The organism is Cellulomonas sp., from assembly GCF_017744555.1.
Taxonomy (GTDB): Bacteria; Actinomycetota; Actinomycetes; order Actinomycetales; family Cellulomonadaceae; genus Cellulomonas.
This window is the reverse complement of the sequence record NZ_JAGIBD010000002.1, coordinates 148,294-169,772: the sequence shown is the minus strand read 5'-3', so window position 1 is coordinate 169,772 and position 21,479 is coordinate 148,294. Positions and strand designations below refer to the sequence as shown.

The window sequence follows — 21,479 nt, the reverse complement described above, 5'->3', positions numbered from 1 at the left end:
CATGCGGGTGCGGTCGAGCGCTGCCGCAAACGTGACCGGATCGTGACCGAGTTGTCCGGTCTTTGAGGTTGCAATGCGCCTGCCAGGCGACTTGCATCGCTGGGGAGGGCGCGTCCGGGGAGGTCGCGCCACATCGGTGCATGACGACGTGGAGGTCTCATGAACAGCCGCAAGCGCCGCGGGTACGCGGCAGCCGCAGCGACGGGCGCCAGCCTCGCCCTGGTCCTGACGGCATGCTCGGGGGGCGACGACAACGGCGGAGGCTCCGGCGCCTCCGCGAGCGCCGACTGCTCGGCCTACGAGCAGTACGGCGACCTGTCCGGCAAGACGGTCACGGTGTACACGTCGATCGTCGACCCGGAGTCGAAGCAGCAGACGGACTCGTACAAGCCGTTCGAGCAGTGCACGGGCGCCACCATCAAGTACGAGGGCTCGCGCGAGTTCGAGGCACAGCTACCGGTCCGCCTGCAGGCCGGCAACGCCCCGGACATCGCGTACATCCCGCAGCCCGGCTTCCTGAAGTCGATCGTCGCGGACTACCCGGACGTCGTCGTCCCGGCCCCGCAGGCCGTGCAGGACAACGCCAAGGAGTACTACACGCAGTCGTGGATCGACTACGGCTCGGTCGACGGCACGCTGTACGCGACGCCGCTCGGCGCCAACGTGAAGTCGTTCGTCTGGTACTCGCCGAGCGCGTTCGAGGAGAACGGCTACGAGATCCCCAAGACGTGGGACGACCTCATGACGCTCACGGACAAGATCGCGGCGGACCACCCCGAGGCGAAGCCGTGGTGCGCGGGCATCGAGTCCGGTGACGCGACCGGCTGGCCGGCCACCGACTGGCTCGAGGACGTCGTGCTCCGCACGGCCGGCCCCGAGGTCTACGACCAGTGGGTCAACCACGAGATCCCGTTCAACGACCCGCAGATCCTCGACGCCCTGAAGACCGTCGGCGGCATCCTCAAGAACGACAAGTACGTCAACGGCGGCCTCGGCGACGTCAAGACCATCGCCACCACCCCGTGGAACGAGGCGGCCAACGGCATCCCGGACGGCACCTGCTACCTGCACCGTGCGGCGAACTTCTACCAGGCCAACTGGGACCCGGACCTCAAGGTCGCGGAGGACGGCGACGTCTACGCGTTCTACCTGCCGGGCAAGACCGAGGACGACAAGCCGCTGCTCGGCGGTGGCGAGTTCGTGACGGCGTTCTCCGACCGTCCCGAGGTCGCCGCGTTCCAGGCGTTCCTGTCGAGCCCCGAGTGGGCCAACGAGAAGGCCAAGGTCACCGGCCAGGGCTGGTTCAGCGCCAACAGCGGCCTCGACCCGAGCCTGCTGCAGAACCCGCTCGACAAGCTGTCGTTCGACCTGCTCACCGACGACAGCTACACGTTCCGGTTCGACGGGTCCGACCAGATGCCCGGTGCCGTCGGTGCCGACTCCTTCTGGAAGCAGATGACCGCCTGGATCGGCGAGAACCAGTCCGACGAGCAGACGCTCGACAACATCGAGGCGAGCTGGCCGTCGTCCTGATCGGGCAGCTCTGATCGAGCACTGACGTGACCGTGGTGGGGGCCGCCGCATGACGGCTCCCACCACGTCCGTCTCGACACCGTCGTCGGGTGCTGGCTCCGGGACGCCCTCCGGAGGACGCTGACCTCGACGGCGAGGAAAGGGTCGGTATGGACTGGTTGCTCCACCCCGAGTCCACGGGGCAGAAGTTCACGCTCATGATCATCGCGATCCTGCTGTTCGTGGTGGTCATGGGCGTCATCCTGTTCGGCATCGACCGGATCAAGCGGGCGCCCGTGTGGCTCATCGTCACGGCGTTCCTCGGTCCGACGCTGCTGTTCGTCGCGTTCGGCCTCGTGTACCCCGGGATCCGCACGATCCGGACGTCGTTCTACAACGCCAAGGGAACGGCGTTCGTCGGCTTCGACAACTACGTCAAGGCGTTCACCGACGACCAGTTCCAGACGGTGCTGCGCAACACCGTGCTGTGGGTCGTCATCGTCCCGATCGCCGCGACGTTCATCGGGCTCGTCTACGCCGTCCTCATCGATCGCACCCGGTTCGAGTCGTTCGCGAAGACGCTGATCTTCCTGCCGATGGCCATCTCGCTCGTCGGCGCGTCGATCATCTGGAAGTTCGTCTACGAGTTCCGGCCGGACATCGGCAACATCCAGCAGATTGGCCTGCTCAACCAGCTGCTCGTCTGGCTCGGGCTTCCCCCGCAGCAGTTCCTGCTCAACCAGCCGTGGAACACGCTGTTCCTCATCGCGGTCATGGTGTGGATCCAGGCCGGGTTCGCGATGACGGTGCTGTCCGCGGCGATCAAGGCCATCCCCGACGACATCGTCGAGGCCGCCCGCCTCGACGGCCTGCACGGCATCGGGATGTTCCGGTTCATCACCGTCCCGAGCATCCGGCCGGCCCTCATCGTCGTCATCACGACCATCGCCATGGCGACGCTCAAGGTCTTCGACATCGTCCGGACCATGACGGGCGGCAACTTCAACACGTCGGTCGTCGCGTACGAGTTCTACACGCAGTCGTTCCGCGCGCAGAACGCCGGGATCGGTGCCGCGCTCGCGGTGATCCTGTTCGTGCTCGTCATCCCGATCGTCGTCTACAACGTCCGGCAGCTGAGGCTCGCGGAGGAGATCCGATGACCGTCATCCCGCCGACGAGCCTCATCGACGAGGACGAGGGCCCCGTCCGCGCCGCCCCCCGCAAGCTGTCCCGCACCGAGCAGCGAGCCCTCGCCGCGAAGGGCAGGCTCAGCTCCCCGTGGGCGTCGGGCCTCGCGATCATCATCGCGATCCTGTGGACCGTGCCGACGTTCGGGCTGTTCGTGACGTCGTTCCGGCCGCGGTCCGAGATCCGCACCTCCGGCTGGTGGACCCTCCCGTTCAACTGGGAGGTGACGCTCGACAACTACCAGCAGGCCCTGTTCGGCTCTTCGACGAGCCTGTCGACGTACTTCGTCAACTCGATCGTCATCACGCTGCCGGCCGTGGTCATCCCGATCTCGCTCGCGCTCCTGGCGGCCTACGCGTTCGCGTGGGTCGACTTCAAGGGCCGGGGGATCCTGTTCGTCGCGATCTTCGCGCTGCAGGTCGTCCCGATCCAGATCACGCTCATCCCGCTGCTCTCGCAGTACGTGCAGTGGGGGCTCGCGGGATCGTTCTGGGTGGTGTGGCTGTCGCACTCGATCTTCGCGCTGCCGCTGGCCATCTACCTGCTGCACAACTTCATGAAGGAGATCCCGGCGTCGCTCGTCGAGGCGGCCCGGGTCGACGGCGCCGGGCACGTGAAGATCTTCTTCCAGGTGCTCCTGCCGCTGCTCACCCCGGCGATCGCGTCGTTCGCGATCTTCCAGTTCCTGTGGGTGTGGAACGACCTGCTCGTCGCGCTCGTGTTCGTCGGCGGCACCCCGGACGTGGCACCGCTGACGGTGCGCGTCGCGGAGCTGTCCGGTACGCGCGGGACGGCGTGGCAGCTGCTGTCGGCGGGGGCGTTCATCGCGCTCGCGGTGCCGCTCGTGGTGTTCCTCGCGCTGCAGCGGTTCTTCGTCCGCGGTCTGCTCGCGGGGTCCGTCAAGGGCTGACGGCCCGGCCCGGCCTCATGGTGAAGGGTTCGTCGCGCGTGACGTGACGAACCCTTCACCATGTCCGGCCGGTGCCCGTCGTCAGGCGCGGGCGCCCACGATGTCGTCGGCGTTGTCCGCGATCCACTCCATGAGAGGGAGCAGCCGCGCGACGAGCTCGGTGCCGCGCTCGGTGAGCGAGTAGTCGACGCGCGGCGGGATGCTCGCGGTCACCTCGCGGTGCACGAGGCCGTCGGACTCGAGCGTCCGCAGCGTCTGCGCGAGCATCTTCTCGCTGATGCCCTCGACGAGCCGCCGCAGCTCGCCCCAGCGCAGCGTCCGCTCGGACAGCGCGACGAGCAGCAGCACGCCCCAGCGGCTCGTCACGTGGTCCAGGACGATGCGCGTGGGGCACGCCGCGGGCAGGATCCCGTCGGTCAGGAGCCGCTGCAGCGGGCTGACCTCGTTGCTTACCGTCACGTCCGTACCTTACGACGAAGTGGGTACCCGCAGCCGGGAAGGTGGCGGACCGCACGACGGTTGGCACGGACGACACCGCACGCCGGACCGCACTGCCCGCCCGGGCCGTGCAGGCCCGGACCCGCACCCCTGGAGGAACCGCTCATGTCCGTCGTCGTCACCGGAGCCACGGGCCACCTCGGCCGTCTCGTCGTCGAGCACCTGCTCGCAGGCGGCCTGCCCGCCGACCAGGTCACCGCCGTCGGGCGGAACGCCGACCGGCTCGCGGAGCTCACGTCGCGCGGCGTGCGCGCCGTCGCCGCCGACTACGCCGACGGGCCCGCGCTCGAGGCCGCCTTCGCCGGCGCCGACTCCGTGCTGCTCGTCTCCGGCAGCGAGGTCGGCCGGCGCGTCGACCAGCACCGCCAGGTCATCGACTCCGCCCGCGCCGCCGGGGTCCGCCGCGTCGTCTACACGAGCGCCCCCCACGCCGACACCACCGAGCTCGTGCTGGCGCCCGACCACAAGGCGACCGAGGAGCTCCTGCGCGCGTCGGGCCTCGCCTGGACCATCCTCCGCAACAACTGGTACACGGAGAACTACGTCCCGTCCGTCGAGCAGGCGCGCGCCACCGGCACGATCGTCACCAGCGCCGGCGAGGGCCGCGTCGCGAGCGCACCGCGCACCGACTACGCCGCGGGTGCCGCCGCCGTGCTGCGCGGCGGTGACCACGACGGGCGGGTGTACGAGCTGAGCGGCGACGTCGCGTGGACGTTCGACGAGCTCGCCGCCGCCGCGTCCGAGGTGCTCGGCACGCCGGTGACCGTGCAGAACGTCTCCGACGACGAGTACCGCGAGATCCTCGTGGGCGCCGGGCTCGACGCCGGCACCGCCGGGTTCGTCGTCGCGCTCGACGAGGGCACCCGCCGTGGCGACCTCGCCGACGCCACCGCCGACCTCCGCACCCTCATCGGCCGCCCGACGACACCGTTGGTCGACGCCCTCCGGTCCGCCCTGGCCTGACGCCCGCCGGCCGCGGATCGCGCGTCGCCTAGCCTGACGACGTGCCTGCGCCCCTGCTGTTCGTCGTCTCGGGCGTCACGCTGTACGTCGGGGCTGCGCTCGCGGTCGGGCTGTTCGACGAGCTCCCGCCGGCCACCGTCGCGTGGCTGCGGCTCGCCGTCGCGGCCGTCGTGCTGGTGCTGTGGGGCCGCCCGTGGCGCGACCGGGCGCTGTGGAGCCGGCGGGCGCTGCTCGTCACGGTCGCGTTCGGCCTGGTCCTCGGTCTGATGAACGCGTCGTTCTACGTCGCGATCGACCACCTGCCGCTCGGCACGGCGGTCGCGCTCGAGTTCACCGGACCCGTCGCCGTCGCGGCGATCACGGGCAAGGGCTGGCGCGACCGGGTCGCGATCGCGGTGGCCGCCGCCGGCGTCGTGCTGCTCGCGGGCGTGACGCTCGAGGGAACGCCCGACGCCGTCGTCGGCCTGGTCGCCGTCGGTGCGGCCGCCGCGTGCTGGGCGGGGTACATCCTGCTCGGTCGGCGGGTCGCGACCGCGGCGAGCAGCGGTGTCGCCGGCCTCTCGATCGCCATGGCCGCGGGTGCGCTGCTGCTCGGGCCGTTCCTTGCGGGGGCCGCCGGCCGGGTGCTCACCGACGCGCGGCTCGCGGCGCTCGTGCTCGGCGTCGCCGTGTTCTCGTCGGTGATCCCCTACGCGATCGACCAGGTCGTGCTGCGTCGGCTGCGACCCGCGACGTTCGCGGTGCTGCTGGCGCTGCTGCCCGCGACCGCCACGCTCGTCGGGGCCGTGACCCTGCGGCAGGTGCCGCACGGGTGGGAGGTCGTCGGGCTGCTGCTGGTGTCCGGCGCGATCGCGCTGACCGCTCGCGCCGACGAGGAGCCACCGCCCGCCTGAGGGACTAGAGGTACTGCCCCGTCCCACGCTCGCCAGCGTCCCCCGCGGGCCCCTCGCCCGGCAGGACGATCCCCGGTGCCGCGCCCGGCGGCCGGTGCCCGGGCGGGAGCTGGCGGCGCATCCCCGACAGCTGCGCCTGCGTCGCCATCTGCTGCGCCACGAGCGCCGTCTGGATGCCGTGGAACAGCCCCTCGAGCCAACCGACGAGCTGCGCCTGCGCGATGCGCAGCTCGGCGTCGGACGGCGGCGTCTCGTCGTCGACGAACGGCAGCGTGATCCGGTGCAGCTCGGCGACCAGCTCGGGGGACAGGCCGTCCTCGAGCTCGTGCAGCGAGCGCTCGTGCACCTCGGCGAGCCGGGCGCGCGCGGCGTCGTCGAGCGGCGCGCTGCGGACCTCGTCGAGCAGCTGCTTGATCATCGTGCCGATCCGCATGACCTTGGCGGGCTCGCCGACCATGCCGCCGATGTCCTCGGGGCGGCGCTCGCCGTCCTCGTCGCGCGGCGGGTCGACCACCACGACCTCGGGCTCGTCCTGGTTCGTCGTCGTCCGCGCGTCGTCCACCCGGGCATTCTGCCTGGATCGACCCGGCCCCGCAGCCGTGCGTCGCGGGTTCGTGGCGCGTCGCTAGGGTGGGCGGATGGCCTGGCTGACCACACCTGCCCACGCGCGCTGGCTCGAGGCCGAGACGGACCGCCTGCTCGACTTCGGCCGGGCGTCCGCGTTGCCCACCGGCGGCTTCGCCCGCCAGGACGACGCCGGACGGCCCACCGACGGGCCGCTCGAGCTGTGGATCGCGTGCCGCATGACGCACGTCTACGCGATCGGCCACCTGCTGGGCCGCCCGGGCTCCGCCGCGCTGGTCGACCACGGGCTCGCCGCGATCACGGGCGTGTTCCACGACGACGAGCACGGCGGCTGGTTCGCGGAGGTCGAGCGCGACGGCACCCCGCGCGACACGGACAAGGCCGCCTACCCGCACGCGTTCGTCGTGCTCGCGGCGTCGAGCGCGACCGCCGCGGGCCGCGCGGGGGCGCGCGCGCTGCTCGACGAGGCGCTCGCCGTGCAGGAGCAGCGGTTCTGGGACGACGAGGCCGGCATGGCCGTCGAGCAGTGGGACCGGTCGTTCGGCACGCTCGACACCTATCGCGGCGTCAACGCCAACATGCACACCGTCGAGGCGTACCTCGCGGCCGCGGACGTCACGGGCGACCGCGTGTGGCTCGACCGGGCGCTGCGCATCGTCGAGCGCGTGGTCCACGGGCTCGCCCGCGGCAACGACTGGCGGATCCCCGAGCACTTCGACGAGCGGTGGACACCGGACCTCGAGTACAACGTCGACGAGCCGGCGCACCCCTTCCGTCCCTACGGCGCGACCATCGGGCACTGGTTCGAGTGGGCCCGTCTGACGCTGCACGCGCGCGCCGCGGTCACCGCGCACGGCGACGTCGCACCCGCGTGGATGCTCGAGGACGCCGTCGCGCTGTTCGACGCAGGCGTCCGCGAGGGCTGGGCGGTCGACGGCGCGGACGGGTTCGTCTACACGGTGAACTGGTCCGGCGAGCCCGTCGTGCGCGAGCGCATGCACTGGGTCGCCGCGGAGGCCGTCGCCGCCGCCGCCGCGCTGCACGCAGCGACGGGCGAGCCGCGGTTCGACGAGCGGTACGCGCAGTGGTGGGAGTACATCGGCTCGTACGTCCTGGATCGCGAGGGCGGCTCGTGGTGGCACGAGCTCGGCACCGACAACACGGTGTCCCGCACGGTGTGGGCCGGCAAGGCCGACCTCTACCACGCGGTGCAGGCCACGCTGATCCCGCGGCTGCCGCTGACGCCGGTCATCGTGCCGGCGCTCGCGGTGGGTCTGCTCGACTGAGGTCGAGTCAGGGGACGAGCACGACCTTCCCGAACGCCTCGCCGGACTCGAGCAGCCGGTGCGCGTCGGCGGCCCGGTCGAACGGCAGCCGCGCGTGCACCACGGGCCGCACCTCGCCGGAGGCCACGAGCGGCCAGACGTGCCGGCGCACGCCGTCCATGATCGCGACCTTCTGGTCGAGCGGGCGGCTGCGCAGCATCGTGCCGACGATGCTGGCCCGCTTGGACAGGAGCGTGCCGAGGTCGAGCTCGCCGCGCCGGCCGCGCTGCATCCCGATCACGACGAGCCGCCCGCCGTCCGCGAGCATCGCGAGGTTGTCCGCGAGCCCGCCGGCGCCCAGCACGTCGAGGATCACGTCGACCCCGCGACCGTCCGTCGCGGCACGCACCTGCGCGACGACGTCCCCGGCGCGGTGGTCGACGACGACGTCCGCGCCGAGCTCACGCACTCGGGCGGCGCGCTCGGGGCCACCCGCGGTCGCGAGCACCCGCGCGCCGAGCGCGGCCGCGAGCTGCACGGCCGCCGTGCCGACGCCGCCGGACCCGCCCTGCACCAGCAACGTCTGACCAGGCTCCAGCCGGGCGGCCCGCAGGTTCGACCACACCGTCGCGAGCGCCTCGGGCAGGGCGGCCGCATCCACCAGAGGCAACGCGTCGGGCACGCGCAGCACGAGACCCGCCGGGACGGCGACCCGCTCGGCGTACCCGCCGCCCGCGAGCAGCGCCGCGACGCGGTCACCGACCTGCCAGCCGGCGGCGGCCGGGACGTCCGCACCCACCGCGGCGACCGTGCCGGCGACCTCGAGACCGGGCCAGACGGGTGATCCCTCCGGCGCGTCGTAGTGACCCGCGCGCTGCAGCAGGTCGGCGCGGTTGACGCCCGCGCCGGCCACGTCGACGAGCAGCTCGGTCGCCCCGAGATCGGGCTCGGGGACGTCCGCCACGCTCAGGACGTCCGGATCGCCCGGACTCTGGACCACGACGGCGCGCACAACCGGCACACTAGCCGGATGGTCGAGCGTAGCCGCGACTGGTGCGGCCTGCCCGTATCCCAGCGGGTGAGGTCCGTGGCAAACTCTGCCGCGGGCTAATGGTCCGCTGTCCAGGAGCCGATGAGGCGAACGGAAGTCGTCATATGGCGACGGCACGACAGTTCGGCACGGCCCCGATGGTGACGCCCGAGTCGGGTGAACGAAAGGATCGACATGCTGCGACGGCTTGGCATCCGCGCCAAGGTGATGGCTGTCCTCGCCGTGCCCATGCTCGTCCTGTTCGGCGCCGGTGCCTACATCTCGGTCGACGCGCTGCGCGAGGCCAAGCAGGTCCGTGCCGCCGAGGGCGTCATGGCCGCACTGCAGGCGTACGCCCCGCTGTCGGGCGCCATCGAGGCCGAGCGCATGCTCTCCCTCAACGGCGGCACGCCGGAGCAGATCAACGCCGCACGCATCGCCTCGGACGACGCGCTGCGCGACGTCTTCCCGCTGACCCGGGCCCTCGACCTCGACGCGTTCCCGGCGAACGTCGTCTCGCAGTTCAAGGACGTCCAGTTCGCGCACAACGAGATGCTGCCGTCGGCGCGTCACCTCGTGGACATCAACGGTCACCGCGAGGAGATCGCGCGGTACTACAACACGATCATCACGGGCCAGATCGCCCTGATGGAGTCGGTCGCCAACGCGCTGCCCAACCGTGACCTGGCCCGGTACGTGACCGCCTACCGCGAGGTCGCCACCACGAGCGACGGCCTCGTCAGCGAGCTCATCGACGCCATCGCCCTCATCAAGACCCGCGTGTCGCTGCAGACCGCCGCGCTGGCCTACGCCAACGAGACCGCCGCCAACGAGCTGTCCCGCCACCGCGCGCGCGACGCCGTCGAGGGCCTCGGGATCGCGGGCCTCGAGCTCAACCCGGACGACCCGTCGTACAACTTCACGAACATCCGGTCGGACCTGTCGCAGGGCAACGCGAACGCCTTCCAGTCCGTCGACATGCAGGCGTACGCCAAGGACATCCAGGACCAGCTCCTGTCGCTGTCCTCGGTCAACGACAAGATCCTCGAGACGGCCCACGGCATCGCCACGAAGGCCGCCGACGACGCCCAGAACCGCGCGTTCCTGACGATCGGCCTGGCCATCGCCGCCGGTGTCGCGTCGCTGTTCTTCGCCGTCGTCATCGCCCGCGGGATCGTCACGCCGCTCCGCCGCCTCACCGCTGCCGCCGCGAACGTCCGCGAGCAGCTGCCGAAGCTCGTCGAGCAGGTGGCCGTCCCCGGTGAGGGTCCGGAGATCACGCTCGAGCCCATCCCCGTCACCACCCGTGACGAGGTCGGCGAGCTCGCCCAGGCCTTCAACTCCGTGAACGCCACGACCGTCCAGGTCGCCCAGGAGCAGGCCGCCCTGCGTGGGTCGATCGCGGAGATGTTCGTCAACGTCGCCCGCCGCGACCAGGTGCTCCTCAACCGCCAGCTGTCGTTCATCGACTCGCTCGAGCGTGCGGAGGAGGACCCGTCGACCCTGGCGAACCTGTTCCGCCTCGACCACCTCGCCACCCGGATGCGCCGGAACGCCGAGTCGCTCCTCGTGCTCGCCGGCATCGACTCGGGTCGTCGTCTGCGCGACGCGATGCCGCTGTCGGACGTCATCCGTACCGCCTCGTCCGAGATCGAGCAGTACGACCGCGTCGAGCTCGACCTGCAGGTCGACCCGGCCATGCTCGGCTTCAACGCCCTCGGCGCCGCCCACATGCTCGCCGAGCTCCTCGAGAACGCCACGGTCTTCTCCGAGCCCGAGACGCCTGTCATCGTCACCACCGGTGTCGTCGGCCAGTTCGTCGTGGTCCGCGTGCTCGACCAGGGCCTCGGCATGAGCGACCAGGAGCTCGAGACCGCGAACGCGCGGATCAAGTCGACGGGTGCGAGCGACGCGCTCGGCGCCCAGCGCCTCGGCCTCTTCGTGGTCGGCCGGCTGGCCCAGCGCCTCGGCGCCGACGTGTACCTCGGCAAGAGCCCGCGCGGCACCGGCACCGAGACGATCGTCCGGTTCCCCGCGTCGCTGTTCGCCGCCAACGAGCAGTCGCTGTACGGCACCCCGATGCCGGCCGCGTCGTCGGCTCCCAGCATCGCCGCCGACGCGTTCACGCCGCCTGTCGTCGAGGAGGTCAACCTCGCCGCGCTGACCGACGGCTCGACCGCGCTCGGTCTGCCGCGTCGCCGCCGCGGTGACGACGCCGGCGAGACCGACACGAACGCCGACGGCATCCCGGGCGTCGCCCCGGTGCTGGGCCGCAGCGAGCTCCCCGCGCGCCCGAGCAAGACGTTCGACCTCGACAAGATCGTCCTGCCCGAGGCCCCGTCCGGGAACATCTCGGCGGACCTCACGACCGAGTCCACCGAGTGGAAGCCTCCGACGATCGCGGCCGAGCCGCTCAAGAGCGCCGGTGGCCTGCCGAGCCGCACCCGTGCCGCGACGGCCGCGTGGGCGACCCCCGCCGAGGAGACCCCGGCCGCCAGCGCTCCGGCGCCGGCCGCACGTGCCGGCCTGTTCTCGGGCTTCCGCGGTCGCGGTGACCTGGTCCCCGGCACCCCCGCCGCCGGCACGCCCATCCCGGGCCTGGCGCCCGAGGACGACCGTCCGGCCTCCGCCCCCGACGCCGTGCGTGCGCCGTGGATGAGCCTGGGCGCTCACGCGGCGACCCCGGAGCCGATCGTCGTGCCGTCCCTCGTGGAGGACGACGAGCCGGCCTGGCAGCCCGAGCAGCCGACGGACGTCGTCGAGGAGACCCCCGCGGTCGCCGAGCAGGCGCCGGCCGAGACCGAGGCCGACGCCGACGCGTGGGCTCCGGCGCAGGCCGCCGAGACGACCGAGCCGTGGGCTCCGACGCCCGCGGCCGACGTGGACGAGGCATGGGCCCCGACGCCCGCCGCCGAGGTGGCCGAGGCGTGGGCCCCGCAGGCCGCCGAGACGACCGAGCCGTGGGCTCCGACGCCCGCCGCCGAGGTCGACGAGCCCGCGTGGACCCCGACCGCGCCCGAGCAGCACGAGGTGGCCACGGCTGCCGCTGCTGTCGCCGACGAGCCGTGGGCCCCGGTCGAGGACTGGGCCGCCCCGGCACAGCCCGAGGAGCCCGCCTGGGCCCCGCAGGCCGCCGCCGAGCCCGCCGACGAGCCGTGGGCCCCGCAGGCCGCCGAGCCGGTCGACGAGCCCGCCGTGGCCGAGCTGCCGTCCCGCGTGTCGCCGCTCGACGACTCGCCGATGTTCGACACCGTGCTGCACGAGGCTGCGGCCGAGCAGGTCGCCGAGCCCGTCGTCGAGCCCGCCGCCGAGGTGGCGCCGGTGCTCCCGACGCGCCGCTCGGTCGCCGCCGACGCCCCGGTGGCCGACGCGCCCGCCGCGTTCACGTCGTACAGCGGCTACTCGGGCTGGGCCGGCGCTGCCGCCCGTGCCGCGCAGGCGCAGCAGAGCGCAGCACCGCAGGCCCCGTTCGAGCGGACGCTCGACGAGGCGCGCGCCTGGCACACCGGCGCCATGCCGATCGTCCCGGAGGCCCCGGCAGCGACGGCCGACGTCCAGGAGCCGGCCGGGGACGCGTGGCCGACACCCGCGTGGGAGGCACCCGCGTGGCAGCCGCCGACGTGGCAGGCGCCCGCGGACGAGGCCGTCGAGGCGACCAACGCCCGTACGGACGAGACCGCGACCATCGCGCCGGTGATCCCCGAGCTCGAGCCCGAGACCTGGGACGCGCCGGTCGCCGAGGCGTGGCCGACGCTCGAGCCCGACCCGCAGCCCGTCGCCGAGGTCGTCGAGGAGCACGCGCCCGTCGAGGCGCCGTACGCCCCGGCGCCGTACGCGCAGGCCCCGGAGCAGTACGCGCCCGCACCGGAGCCGTACGCGCCGGCCGGGTTCGCCCAGGCCCCGGCCCCGTTCGCGCCCGCTCCCGCGCCGTTCGCGCCGCCCCCGGCGCCGTACGCGCAGGCTCCCGCTCCGTTCGCCCAGGCGCCCGCACCGGCACCGTTCGCTCCGGCAACGGCTCCTGCTCCGGCGCCGTTCGCCCAGGCTCCGGCTCCCGCGCCCGTCGTCCCGGCAGCTCCGGCTCCGGTGCAGCAGCCGTGGGCCGCCGCGCCGGCTCCCGAGCAGGCGTTCTCGGAGCTGGTCCAGGGTGACGACGAGTCCCGCCCGAAGCGTCGCTGGGGCGGCCTGTTCGGCAAGCGCAAGGGTGACGACACCGCCTCGGCGGGCACGCCGTCCGTCGCGCAGGCCGCTGCAGAGCCGGTGTCCCCGCCCCGCACGTCCGCGTGGTCGGCGGAGCAGCCCGCCCCGGTCGCCGAGCAGTCGGCGCCGAGCTGGTCGGCTCCGTCGTGGTCGGCGCCCGCCGCGCCGGTCGCGAGCACGCCGGCCCCGGTTCCCGCCGCCCCCGCCCCTCTGGAGCAGCGGTCCGCCGGCTCGTGGTCGCCGCCGGAGTGGGCCGCGCGCCCGCCGGCCGCCGGTGCTCCCGTGTCGACGGTGCCCCACCCGAACGTCCCGCCGTCCGTCGCACCGCGGATCGGGACCCTGGACGACGAGGTCGCGGCCATGCTCGCACTGCGTTCCGACATCCAGGAGCAGGCGCTGTCGGAGCTGAGCCAGCTCTCGGCCTACCGGCCGAGCGCGGTCGGTGGCTCGGGCGAGCAGCTCACCCGGCGTGTGCCGTCGGCCGTCCCGACGACGCCCGCGCAGGCCGACGAGGGCAAGCCCGTGCAGCGTGACGCGGACGAGCTCCGCTCGCGTCTGTCGAGCTTCCAGTCCGGGACGTCCCGCGGCCGCCGCGCCTCCGGTGACGCCTCCACCCAGCAGAACGGCCCTGCCTGATGACTCCGACCGCACCCACCCACGTCGTCGCCGCCTCGGTGACGCGCAACCCCGCAGTCGTCGACTGCACCAGCAAGGAGGAAGTGTGACCGCGCTCAGCACCGAGGCAGCCAACTTCGGCTGGCTCCTGGACAACTTCGTCCGGACCGTGCCCGGCACTCGCCACACGCTCGTGGTGTCGGCCGACGGTCTTCTCATGGCGATGTCGGAGCAGCTCGACCGCACCAGCGGCGACCAGCTCGCGGCCATCGTCTCGGGTATGTCGAGCCTGACCCGTGGCGCGTCGCGCCAGCTGCGTGCGGGGGAGGTGCGTCAGGCGATCATCGAGATGGACCAGCTGTTCCTCTTCCTGATGAGCGTCTCGAACGGCTCCGTCCTCGCCGTGGTGGCGGAGTCGAGCTGCGACGTCGGGCTCATCGGCTACGAGATGGCGATGCTCGTCTCGCGGACCGAGGCGACCCTGACGCCCCAGCTCATCTCCGAGATGCGCGGCCAGCTCCCCGTCGACGGCGCCACGCGCGCGCCGGTGGCCTGAGGCCAGGAGTACGACGGATGAGCGAGCACATCGAGTACGAGGCGCGAACGGTCCGGCCCTACGCCGTGACCGGCGGCCGCGTGCGCTCGGCGCGCTCCGACCTGCCGCTCGAGGCGCTGGTCGAGGTGATGCCGGGTGCCGTGTCCGGCCAGGGTCTCCCGCCGGAGAAGCGGGCGATCATCCAGCACGCCGCGCACAACTACATCTCCGTGGCCGAGCTCTCGGCCCTTCTGCACCTGCCGCTCGGCGTGGTCCGGATCCTCGTGTCCGACCTGGCCGACCAGCAGTACGTGCGCGTCCACACCTCGCAGCCGGTCGACGTGAACACCGGTGAGTCCCCCGCCCTGTCCCTGAGCGTGCTGGAGAGTGTTCTCAATGGCATTTCCGCCCTCTGACGCCGCCGTGGCCGCTCCGGCCGGAACGGCGGGGTCCATCGCCCCCACCGTCGTCAAGATCGTCGTCGCAGGCGGCTTCGCCGTCGGCAAGACGACCTTCATCGGGTCCATCTCGGACATCGAGCCCCTCAACACCGAGGCCGCGATGACCGAGCACTCCGTCGGCGTCGATGACGCCGGTGGCGTCTCGGACCGCAAGACCACCACCACGGTCGCCATGGACTTCGGTCGCATCGCCCTGCCGGGGTCGCTGTGGCTGTACCTGTTCGGCACGCCGGGCCAGGACCGCTTCCTGTTCATGTGGGACGACCTGGTCCGCGGCGCGATCGGCGCCGTGGTGCTCGTGGACACCGACCGCCTGGACCAGTGCTTCCCGGCCGTCGACTACTTCGAGAGCCGCGGCATCCCGTTCGTCGTGGGCGTGAACTGCTTCGACGGCGTCGCCAAGCACCAGCTCGACGACGTCCGCGAGGCGCTCGCGATCCCGGCGCACGTGCCGGTGCTGTACACGGACGCGCGTTCGCGTGCCGCGACCAAGCAGGCCCTCATCTCGCTCGTGCAGCTCGCGATGGAGCGTCTGCGCGCACGGTGATCCTGGTCTGACGCACGACGGCCGGTCCCCTCAGGGGCCGGCCGTCGGCGTCTCCGCGCGGCAGGCGACGGGACGTCCGTCTCGTCGGGACCCAGCCGGGTGCGTGATCATGGACGGGTGCCCGCCGACGCACCCGTCCTCCCGCGTGGGGCAGGTCTGCGTCTCGTGCCGCAGCCGCGTCCTGCGCCGGACGACGCGGTCCCGGTCCGGCGGCGGGTGTACGCCGACGGCTCGGCGCTCGCCCGGTACCTCGTGGGCGAGCCCTGGCGCGCGGAGTGGCTCGTGTGGACGGCGGCGCACGAGGCGGACCTCGTGACGACGCCGCTCGGCCTGTCGGAGCTGCGCCGGCTCGCGCTGGCCGGCGGGCCCGAGGCGCACGGCGTCCTGCACGACGTCGCCGCCCGCGTCGAGGTCGTGCGGTTCTCCGACCAGACGTTGCGGGCGGCGAGCCACGTCGCGGGGGTGCTCCCGCCGTTCGCCGCGCTGCACGTCGGCGCCGCGATCGCGCACCCCGACGTGCGCGCGGTCGCGACGTACGACCTGCAGCTCGCGCGGGTCGCGACGCTGTACGCGCTCGACGTGGTGAGTCCCGGGATGCCGGCGCGCTGGTGGGAGGACGGGTCGTCCGCCTGACGGGTGGGCGTGGCGCCCGTGGCGGTCGTAGGTTCGGACCGTGAGCACCCCGGTGGAGCGTCTGAGCCGTGACGAGAGGGTGCAGCGCGGCAAGGCGGCCCGCACGGCGCTGCCGCTGGACGCCCTCGCGGACACCGGTCCCACCGACGGTCGGCCCGACCCGCTGGACCTGCTGGAGCAGCAGGCGACGATCCGCGTGCCCGAGCTGATCCCGCTGCGGTACGGGCGGATGTCGGACTCGGCGTTCGCGTTCTACCGGGGGTCGGCGCTGGTCATGGCGCACGACCTCGCGACGACGCCCGACACGGGCCTGCGCGTGCAGCTGTGCGGTGACGCGCACCTGAGCAACTTCGGGGTGTTCGGCTCGCCCGAGCGGCGGCTGCTGTTCGACCTGAACGACTTCGACGAGACGCTGCCCGGCCCGTTCGAGTGGGACGTCAAGCGGCTGCTCGCGAGCGTGGAGCTCGCCGGTCGCGCGAACGACTTCTCCCGCAAGGAACGCCGGCAGGCGGTGCTCGGTGCGGCGCGCGCGTACCGGGAGGCGGTGCGGGAGTTCGCGGGGCAGGCGTCCCTGGCCGTCTGGTACGCGCACGCGTCCGTCGACGACATGATCGACGAGCTGCTGACGTCCCTGCCGGGGCGTTCGGTGCGCCGCACGCGCGCGACGATCTCGAAGGCCCGGTCGAGCGACCACCTCAAGGCCGTCGGCAAGCTCACCGAGCTCGTCGACGGTCGACGCCGCTTCGTCGCGGACCCGCCGCTGCTCGTCCCGCTGCGGGACCTCATGGACGAGAACCACGCTGCCCTGCGGTTCCACGACCTGCTCGTCGCGTACCGCACGTCCCTGCAGGACGACCGCCGGCACCTGCTCGAGCAGTACCGGCTCGTCGACATGGCGCGCAAGGTCGTCGGGGTCGGCAGCGTCGGCACGCGCGCGTGGGTCATCCTGCTGCAGGGCACCGACGAGAACGACCTCATCGTCCTGCAGGCGAAAGAGGCGCAGGCGTCGGTCCTCGAGGAGTTCGCCGGCGCGAGCGACTACGGCAACCACGCGCAGCGGGTCGTCGAGGGGCAGCGACTCATGCAGGCCGCCAGCGACATCTTCCTCGGCTGGCAGCGTGTCACGGGCGTCGACGACGTCGAGCGCGACTTCTACGTCCGTCAGCTCCGCGACTGGAAGGGATCCCTGCCGGTCGAGGAGGCCATCCCCGCGGGGATGGCGCGCTACGCCGAGCTGTGCGGGTGGAGCCTCGCGCGGGCGCACTCACGGTCGGGCGACCGGGTGGCGATCGCCGCGTACCTCGGCTCGTCGGAGCGCGCCGACGAGGCGCTCACCGAGTACGCCGTCGGCTACGCGGACCGCATCGAGGGCGACCACACCCGGCTCGTCGAGGCGATCGACAGCGGACGGCTGCCCGCGACGAAGGGCGTCTGAACCCGCACCCGGACGGGCTGTGGGAGACTCGTGCACGCTCCGCGGAGCGGGCCGCGGCCGGACGACGACGTCACGACGCCACCGGTCCGGGTCGCGGGCCGGGAGGGCTGTCTGAGCGGCCGAAAGAGACGGTCTTGAAAACCGTTGGGGCGGGACAACCCCGTCCTCGTGGGTTCGAATCCCACGCCCTCCGCGTGTGGTGTCAGACGCGGTGCGCGCGTGCCCAGGCGACCGCCTCGGCCCGCGTCGAGACGCCGATCTTCTTGTAGATGGACCGCACCTGGGACTTCACCGTGTTCCGGGTCACCCACAGGTGGCGGGCGATCTCCTCGAGCGTGATGTCCTGACGCAGCTCGGCGAGGACGACGCGCTCACGGGTGGTCAGCGTCACGACGTCGTCGTCGGTGCGCGGCTCGGTGGCGATGGTCATGGTCATGGTGTTCCCTCCCCCTGGAGGCGGCGTCTTGCGGACCCCTGGACGACTTCTTCGTCCGACACGGGCGACGACGCTCCGGTACACGATTCATCGGCACCTCGCGGGCCGTTGATGACCGTTTCACCCGTCGCATCGGGTGAAGTTCGTGTGACGGTTGTGCTGAGAACGGTGCAGGGGCCCGGTCGGTTCACCGGTCGCGGTCTGCGGGCCCCGACGTACGCTCGACGGGTCGTGGGTCGACGAGGACGTCGAGGAGGACCGCATGGACACGCAGAGCGAGCGCACCCCGGACGAGCGGTTCGAGAGCGAACGGTTCGAGGACAAACGGTTCGAGACCGAGGGTGAGCGGATCCGGTCGGAGGGGGTGCCGGGCGAGCGTCCCGACGTCGACACGGAGACCGAGGGTGAGCGGATCCGCGCTGCGGGGCTGCCGGGCGACCCGATCGACCCCGTGGCGGAGGCCGAGGCGGCGACGACGGAGGCCCACAAGATCCGCGCGGCGGACCTGCCCGGCGGCGAGGTCGGCGACCTCGTCGACGAGACGACGGACGCGGAGAAGATCCGGCCGGACGGGCTGTAGGTCACCCGTCCGGTCGGGAGGTGCGTCGTCGGGTCGGGCCTACTCGCCCTCGGCGAGGTCCTCGGTCGTGTCGGGCTGGTGCACGCAGACCCACAGGGCGCCGGGCCGGACGTTCGCGACGAGCGTGTCGGACGGGTCGATGACGTCGCCGTCAAGCTGACGCGGCTGCGGGCGGGTGGAGCGGACCCTGATCCGCGAACCGCGCAGTACCTCCATGCGCGGCACGCGCTCGCGGCGCAGGACGACGGCGACGGCGAGCTGCACCCAGTGGCCGAGGTTGCGCGGCGCGATGATGGCGACGTCCATCTCGCCGTTGTCGGCCTCGGCCTCGGGCAGCAGCCGGACACCGCCCTGGAGCCGGCCGACGTTGCCGACGAGCACGCTGCGCGCGTGCCGGCGGACGGGCGGGTGGTCGTCGACGCGGACCTCGACGTGCATCTCGTCGTCGGCGAGGTGCCGGAGCGCGGAGACCACGTACGCGACGGAGCCCGCCTTGGCCTTGAGGCCCGTCGGGGCGTCGTCGACCATCTTGGCGTCGAAGCCCATGCCGGCCATGACGGCGAACGCCTGCCCGTCGACCTCGCCGATGTCGACCTGGCGCCGGCCGCGGGCCAGGGCCGTCGCGATGCCGTCGGGCACGTTGGTGGGGATGTCGAGGTTGGCCGCGAGCAGGTTGCCCGTGCCGCCCGGGAGGACGGCGAGCGCGACGTCGGACCCCGCGAGCCCCTCGACGACCGCACGCACGGTCCCGTCGCCGCCGCACACGAACACGACGTCGACGCCGTCCTCGACGGCCTGGCGGGTCTGGCCGAGGCCGGGGTCCTCCGCGGTCGTCTCGAGCCATGCCGGCTCGGGCCAGCCGGCCTCGACGAGCTGCTCGGTGATGGCGGACCGCAGCTCGTCCGCGCCCTCGACGCGGTTCGCGTTGATGACGACCGCGGACCGCAGCGGGCCGTCGTGGTGCCGCTGCTCGGCGGCGGGGACGCGGCTCACACGTCCCGCCGCAGGTAGCGCCACGCGAGGAACGCGCAGACGAGCCCGTTCGCCATGCCGACGAGCACGTCGGTGAGGTGGTGCATGCCGCGGTACAGGCGCGCGGTCCCGACCAGGAACGGGACGAGGAGGCAGAGGACCGTCAGGCCCCAGCGCAGCCACGGCCGCGTGATCCGCTGGCACATCATCGCGAGCGTCACGTAGAACGCGGTGGACGCGCTCGTGTGACCGCTCGGGAACGCGGTGGTCGGCGGGGAGTTGTCGAGGAGCTCGACCTCGGGACGTTCCCGCCCGACGAGCAGCGACGACGTGAGGAACAGGATCGCCTGCATGCCGATCGCGATCGCCGGGACCACGGCGACCCACCACTGCTTGGTTCGCCACCAGAACAGCGCCACGAACAGCACGCACGCGCCGATGATCGACTCGGTCATGCCGATGTCGGACAGCGCGAGGGTCACGTTGTTGAGCGTCGCGGTGCGCTGCCCCGCGAACCACTCGTTGACGGCGGACTCCGCGGGAAGGTCGTGGAGGGGTCCGACGATGAGCAGGCCGATCCCGACGACGGCGAGCCACCACACGACGGCGGGCAGCACGGCGCGGCGTGCGAGGTCGCGACAGGCCGACCCGAACGTGGGGGCCGACGTGTCGAGCTCGTAGCGGTGCACGAACGTGTGCACCGAGGAGCGGCGGCGGTGGTCCGCCTGGAGCGCGAGCGGGGTCACGGGATCCTCTCCGGCGAGGGCTCCGCGGACCAGCCGCGGTAGCCGATGTACGAGGCGCCGGCCATCGCGGTGCCGAACAGCATGCCGGCGACCACGTCGGACGGGTAGTGCACGCCGAGGAACACGCGGTCCAGAGCGGTGATCAGGGTGACGGTGCCCGCGACGACGGGGACCGCGACGCGTCCACGCCGACCGAGCAGCGGCCACACGAGCAGCGTCAGCGTCACGGCCGCGGCAGCCGTGTTCGTCGCGTGGCCCGACGGGAAGCTCGAGCCCGGCGCGTGCTCGAGCGCGTCCTCGACGACCGGGCGCGCCCGCTGGACCAGACCCTTCGCGGCGAGCTGCAGCACCCATGCCGCCATGAGCGTGCAGAACGCCCACAGCGCGCGGGTCGCGAGGCCGTGCTTGCGCCAGACCCACAGGCACAGCAGCGCGCCCGCGAGGTTGACCCACTTGGCCTGCAGGAGCTGCTGCCACACCACGAGCGCCCGCAGGAACGCGGGGTGCTCGCGCGTGAACGTCGTCGCCGCGACGATCGCCTGCTGGTCGAGCCGGACCAGCCCGGGCGCCTCCGCCCGGACCAGGTACGCGAGCACGAACACCGGCACGGACACGCCCAGGCCGAATGCGGCGGCCCGCAGGAGGGCGCGCTTCCGGACGGTCGTCGCAGGCATGCTGGGAGGGTAGGAGGCGGCCGGACGTTCCGCGCGGCGAGCGGGCGGCTCGTGGCGGACGTCACCCGACGGGGTCAGCCCTCCACCCCCGTCGCCTCGTGCGACACCCCGACCGGCTTCGACTCGGGGGAGCCGCGCTCGCGGAGGTAGATCGACAGCACCACCATGCTCGCGACGGCGAGGAACTCCGACTGCCAGTTCTGCAGCGTGCGGCTCCAGAAGTCGGGCAGCGCGAGGTACTGGGTCCACGAGACGGGGTCGGCGAAGTTGCGCATCTGGTCCTCGGAGTACGCGACGGCACCGGCCAGCGACTGCACGAACCAGCTGAGCACGAAGATCGTGCCCATCACGAGCCCGAGCGAGTGCGAGTAGACGGACAGCCGCCACCCACGGACGCGCGCCCACGGCGGCGAGTCCGGGCGGGAGAACTCGGCGACCTTCTGGTCCTCGTCGCTCTCGCGGCCGGCCTCGTCGAGCGGCTTCGACTCGGGCGACCCGCGCTGCAGCAGCCACACGGTCGCCAGGATGTAGAGCAGGAACTGCAGGAACTCCGACTGCCAGTTCTCGGTGACGTCGACGGCGAACTGCGACGTCGTGACGTACTCGGCGAGCGTGATCGGCGTCAGCCCGGCCTCGATCTGCTCCCGGTTGACGAGCGCGACGCCACTGATCGCCTGCCCGGCGAGCGCGGCGAGGAAGATCGCGCCGAAGAAGAGCGTCAGGCCGTGGTTCTTCAGGCGGCTCATCGGTGCAGCACCGCCAGGGTCGCGAAGTACGCCAGGCCCAGCAGGATGCCGCCGAGCA

21 protein-coding genes and 1 tRNA gene are annotated in these 21,479 nt (G+C 72.7%); 14 read left to right on the top strand and 8 right to left on the bottom strand.

The features are described 5' to 3' along the window. Window positions 1-159: 159 nt before the first annotated feature. The 3 genes from J7523_RS03020 (at window position 160) to J7523_RS03010 (ending at window position 3,610) form a co-directional block, all read left to right on the top strand. Entirely contained in the window at window positions 160-1,533 is a 1,374-nt protein-coding gene (locus tag J7523_RS03020; RefSeq protein ID WP_291882062.1) for an ABC transporter substrate-binding protein, read from the top strand. A gap of 149 nt (window positions 1,534-1,682) precedes the next feature. Next, entirely contained in the window at window positions 1,683-2,672 is a 990-nt protein-coding gene (locus J7523_RS03015) for a sugar ABC transporter permease (protein WP_291882059.1), read from the top strand. After that, window positions 2,669-3,610 carry a carbohydrate ABC transporter permease gene (locus J7523_RS03010; protein ID WP_291882057.1) on the top strand — a complete coding sequence of 314 codons (942 nt, stop codon included), beginning with the start codon at window positions 2,669-2,671 and terminating at the stop codon, window positions 3,608-3,610. Before J7523_RS03015 ends, J7523_RS03010 begins: the two co-directional genes overlap by 4 nt. Window positions 3,611-3,691: 81 nt before the next feature. On the opposite strand, the gene J7523_RS03005 is transcribed toward J7523_RS03010, so the two are convergent. Further along, window positions 3,692-4,069, bottom strand: coding sequence for a helix-turn-helix domain-containing protein (locus tag J7523_RS03005; protein WP_291882055.1), 378 nt, complete (start codon window positions 4,067-4,069; stop codon window positions 3,692-3,694). Between the two features lie 144 nt (window positions 4,070-4,213). On the opposite strand from J7523_RS03005, the gene J7523_RS03000 reads away from it, so the two are divergent. Both J7523_RS03000 and J7523_RS02995 read left to right on the top strand, forming a co-directional pair. Beyond that, window positions 4,214-5,071 (top strand): SDR family oxidoreductase, encoded by an 858-nt coding sequence (locus tag J7523_RS03000; RefSeq protein ID WP_291882053.1) that lies wholly within the window; start codon window positions 4,214-4,216, stop codon window positions 5,069-5,071. Window positions 5,072-5,112: 41 nt separating this feature from the next. Continuing rightward, the gene (locus J7523_RS02995; RefSeq protein WP_291882050.1) at window positions 5,113-5,964 is read left to right on the top strand and encodes an EamA family transporter; all 852 of its coding nucleotides are present in this window, start codon (window positions 5,113-5,115) and stop codon (window positions 5,962-5,964) included. Between the two features lie 4 nt (window positions 5,965-5,968). Here J7523_RS02995 and J7523_RS02990 read toward each other — a convergent pair whose 3' ends face one another. After that, entirely contained in the window at window positions 5,969-6,481 is a 513-nt protein-coding gene (locus J7523_RS02990; RefSeq protein WP_291882308.1) for a bacterial proteasome activator family protein, read from the bottom strand. A gap of 121 nt (window positions 6,482-6,602) precedes the next feature. Here J7523_RS02990 and J7523_RS02985 point away from each other — a divergent pair, with 121 nt between their 5' ends. Then, window positions 6,603-7,835: an AGE family epimerase/isomerase gene (locus J7523_RS02985; RefSeq protein WP_291882048.1), complete on the top strand. Its 1,233-nt coding sequence runs from the start codon at window positions 6,603-6,605 to the stop codon at window positions 7,833-7,835. 7 nt (window positions 7,836-7,842) lie between these two features. On the opposite strand, the gene J7523_RS02980 is transcribed toward J7523_RS02985, so the two are convergent. Continuing rightward, the gene (locus J7523_RS02980) at window positions 7,843-8,826 is read right to left on the bottom strand and encodes an NAD(P)H-quinone oxidoreductase (RefSeq protein WP_291882046.1); all 984 of its coding nucleotides are present in this window, start codon (window positions 8,824-8,826) and stop codon (window positions 7,843-7,845) included. Between the two features lie 213 nt (window positions 8,827-9,039). Here J7523_RS02980 and J7523_RS02975 point away from each other — a divergent pair, with 213 nt between their 5' ends. From J7523_RS02975 to J7523_RS02945, 7 genes are all read left to right on the top strand, one after another. Beyond that, a complete protein-coding gene (locus tag J7523_RS02975) occupies window positions 9,040-13,677 on the top strand; it encodes an ATP-binding protein (protein ID WP_291882043.1) in 4,638 nt (1,545 codons plus the stop codon). Between the two features lie 85 nt (window positions 13,678-13,762). Continuing rightward, a complete protein-coding gene (locus J7523_RS02970; RefSeq protein ID WP_203758243.1) occupies window positions 13,763-14,212 on the top strand; it encodes a roadblock/LC7 domain-containing protein in 450 nt (149 codons plus the stop codon). A 17-nt stretch (window positions 14,213-14,229) separates the two neighbouring features. Then, entirely contained in the window at window positions 14,230-14,607 is a 378-nt protein-coding gene (locus J7523_RS02965) for a DUF742 domain-containing protein (RefSeq protein ID WP_203758244.1), read from the top strand. Continuing rightward, a complete protein-coding gene (locus J7523_RS02960; protein ID WP_291882034.1) occupies window positions 14,588-15,199 on the top strand; it encodes an ATP/GTP-binding protein in 612 nt (203 codons plus the stop codon). Before J7523_RS02965 ends, J7523_RS02960 begins: the two co-directional genes overlap by 20 nt. Window positions 15,200-15,316: 117 nt before the next feature. After that, entirely contained in the window at window positions 15,317-15,832 is a 516-nt protein-coding gene (locus J7523_RS02955) for a hypothetical protein (protein WP_291882031.1), read from the top strand. Window positions 15,833-15,872: 40 nt separating this feature from the next. Beyond that, window positions 15,873-17,267 (top strand): DUF2252 domain-containing protein, encoded by a 1,395-nt coding sequence (locus J7523_RS02950; protein ID WP_291882028.1) that lies wholly within the window; start codon window positions 15,873-15,875, stop codon window positions 17,265-17,267. 101 nt (window positions 17,268-17,368) lie between these two features. Beyond that, window positions 17,369-17,460, top strand: a tRNA-Ser gene (locus J7523_RS02945). Between the two features lie 9 nt (window positions 17,461-17,469). On the opposite strand, the gene J7523_RS02940 is transcribed toward J7523_RS02945, so the two are convergent. Then, window positions 17,470-17,703, bottom strand: a complete 234-nt coding sequence (locus J7523_RS02940) for a helix-turn-helix transcriptional regulator (protein WP_291882025.1) — start codon at window positions 17,701-17,703, stop codon at window positions 17,470-17,472. A 262-nt stretch (window positions 17,704-17,965) separates the two neighbouring features. Between J7523_RS02940 and J7523_RS02935 the strand changes: the two genes are divergently transcribed. Beyond that, on the top strand, window positions 17,966-18,283 hold the full coding sequence (locus J7523_RS02935) for a hypothetical protein (RefSeq protein WP_291882023.1): 318 nt from the start codon (window positions 17,966-17,968) through the stop codon (window positions 18,281-18,283). 39 nt (window positions 18,284-18,322) lie between these two features. Here J7523_RS02935 and J7523_RS02930 read toward each other — a convergent pair whose 3' ends face one another. From J7523_RS02930 to J7523_RS02915, 4 genes are all read right to left on the bottom strand, one after another. Next, window positions 18,323-19,276, bottom strand: a complete 954-nt coding sequence (locus J7523_RS02930) for a diacylglycerol kinase family protein (RefSeq protein ID WP_291882020.1) — start codon at window positions 19,274-19,276, stop codon at window positions 18,323-18,325. Then, window positions 19,273-20,001, bottom strand: a complete 729-nt coding sequence (locus tag J7523_RS02925; RefSeq protein ID WP_291882018.1) for a phosphatase PAP2 family protein — start codon at window positions 19,999-20,001, stop codon at window positions 19,273-19,275. Before J7523_RS02925 ends, J7523_RS02930 begins: the two co-directional genes overlap by 4 nt. Then, window positions 19,998-20,675 (bottom strand): phosphatase PAP2 family protein, encoded by a 678-nt coding sequence (locus J7523_RS02920; RefSeq protein WP_291882015.1) that lies wholly within the window; start codon window positions 20,673-20,675, stop codon window positions 19,998-20,000. The genes J7523_RS02925 and J7523_RS02920 overlap by 4 nt, the downstream gene beginning before the upstream one ends. A gap of 74 nt (window positions 20,676-20,749) precedes the next feature. After that, entirely contained in the window at window positions 20,750-21,421 is a 672-nt protein-coding gene (locus tag J7523_RS02915; RefSeq protein ID WP_291882013.1) for a DUF6766 family protein, read from the bottom strand. Window positions 21,422-21,479: the final 58 nt, after the last annotated feature.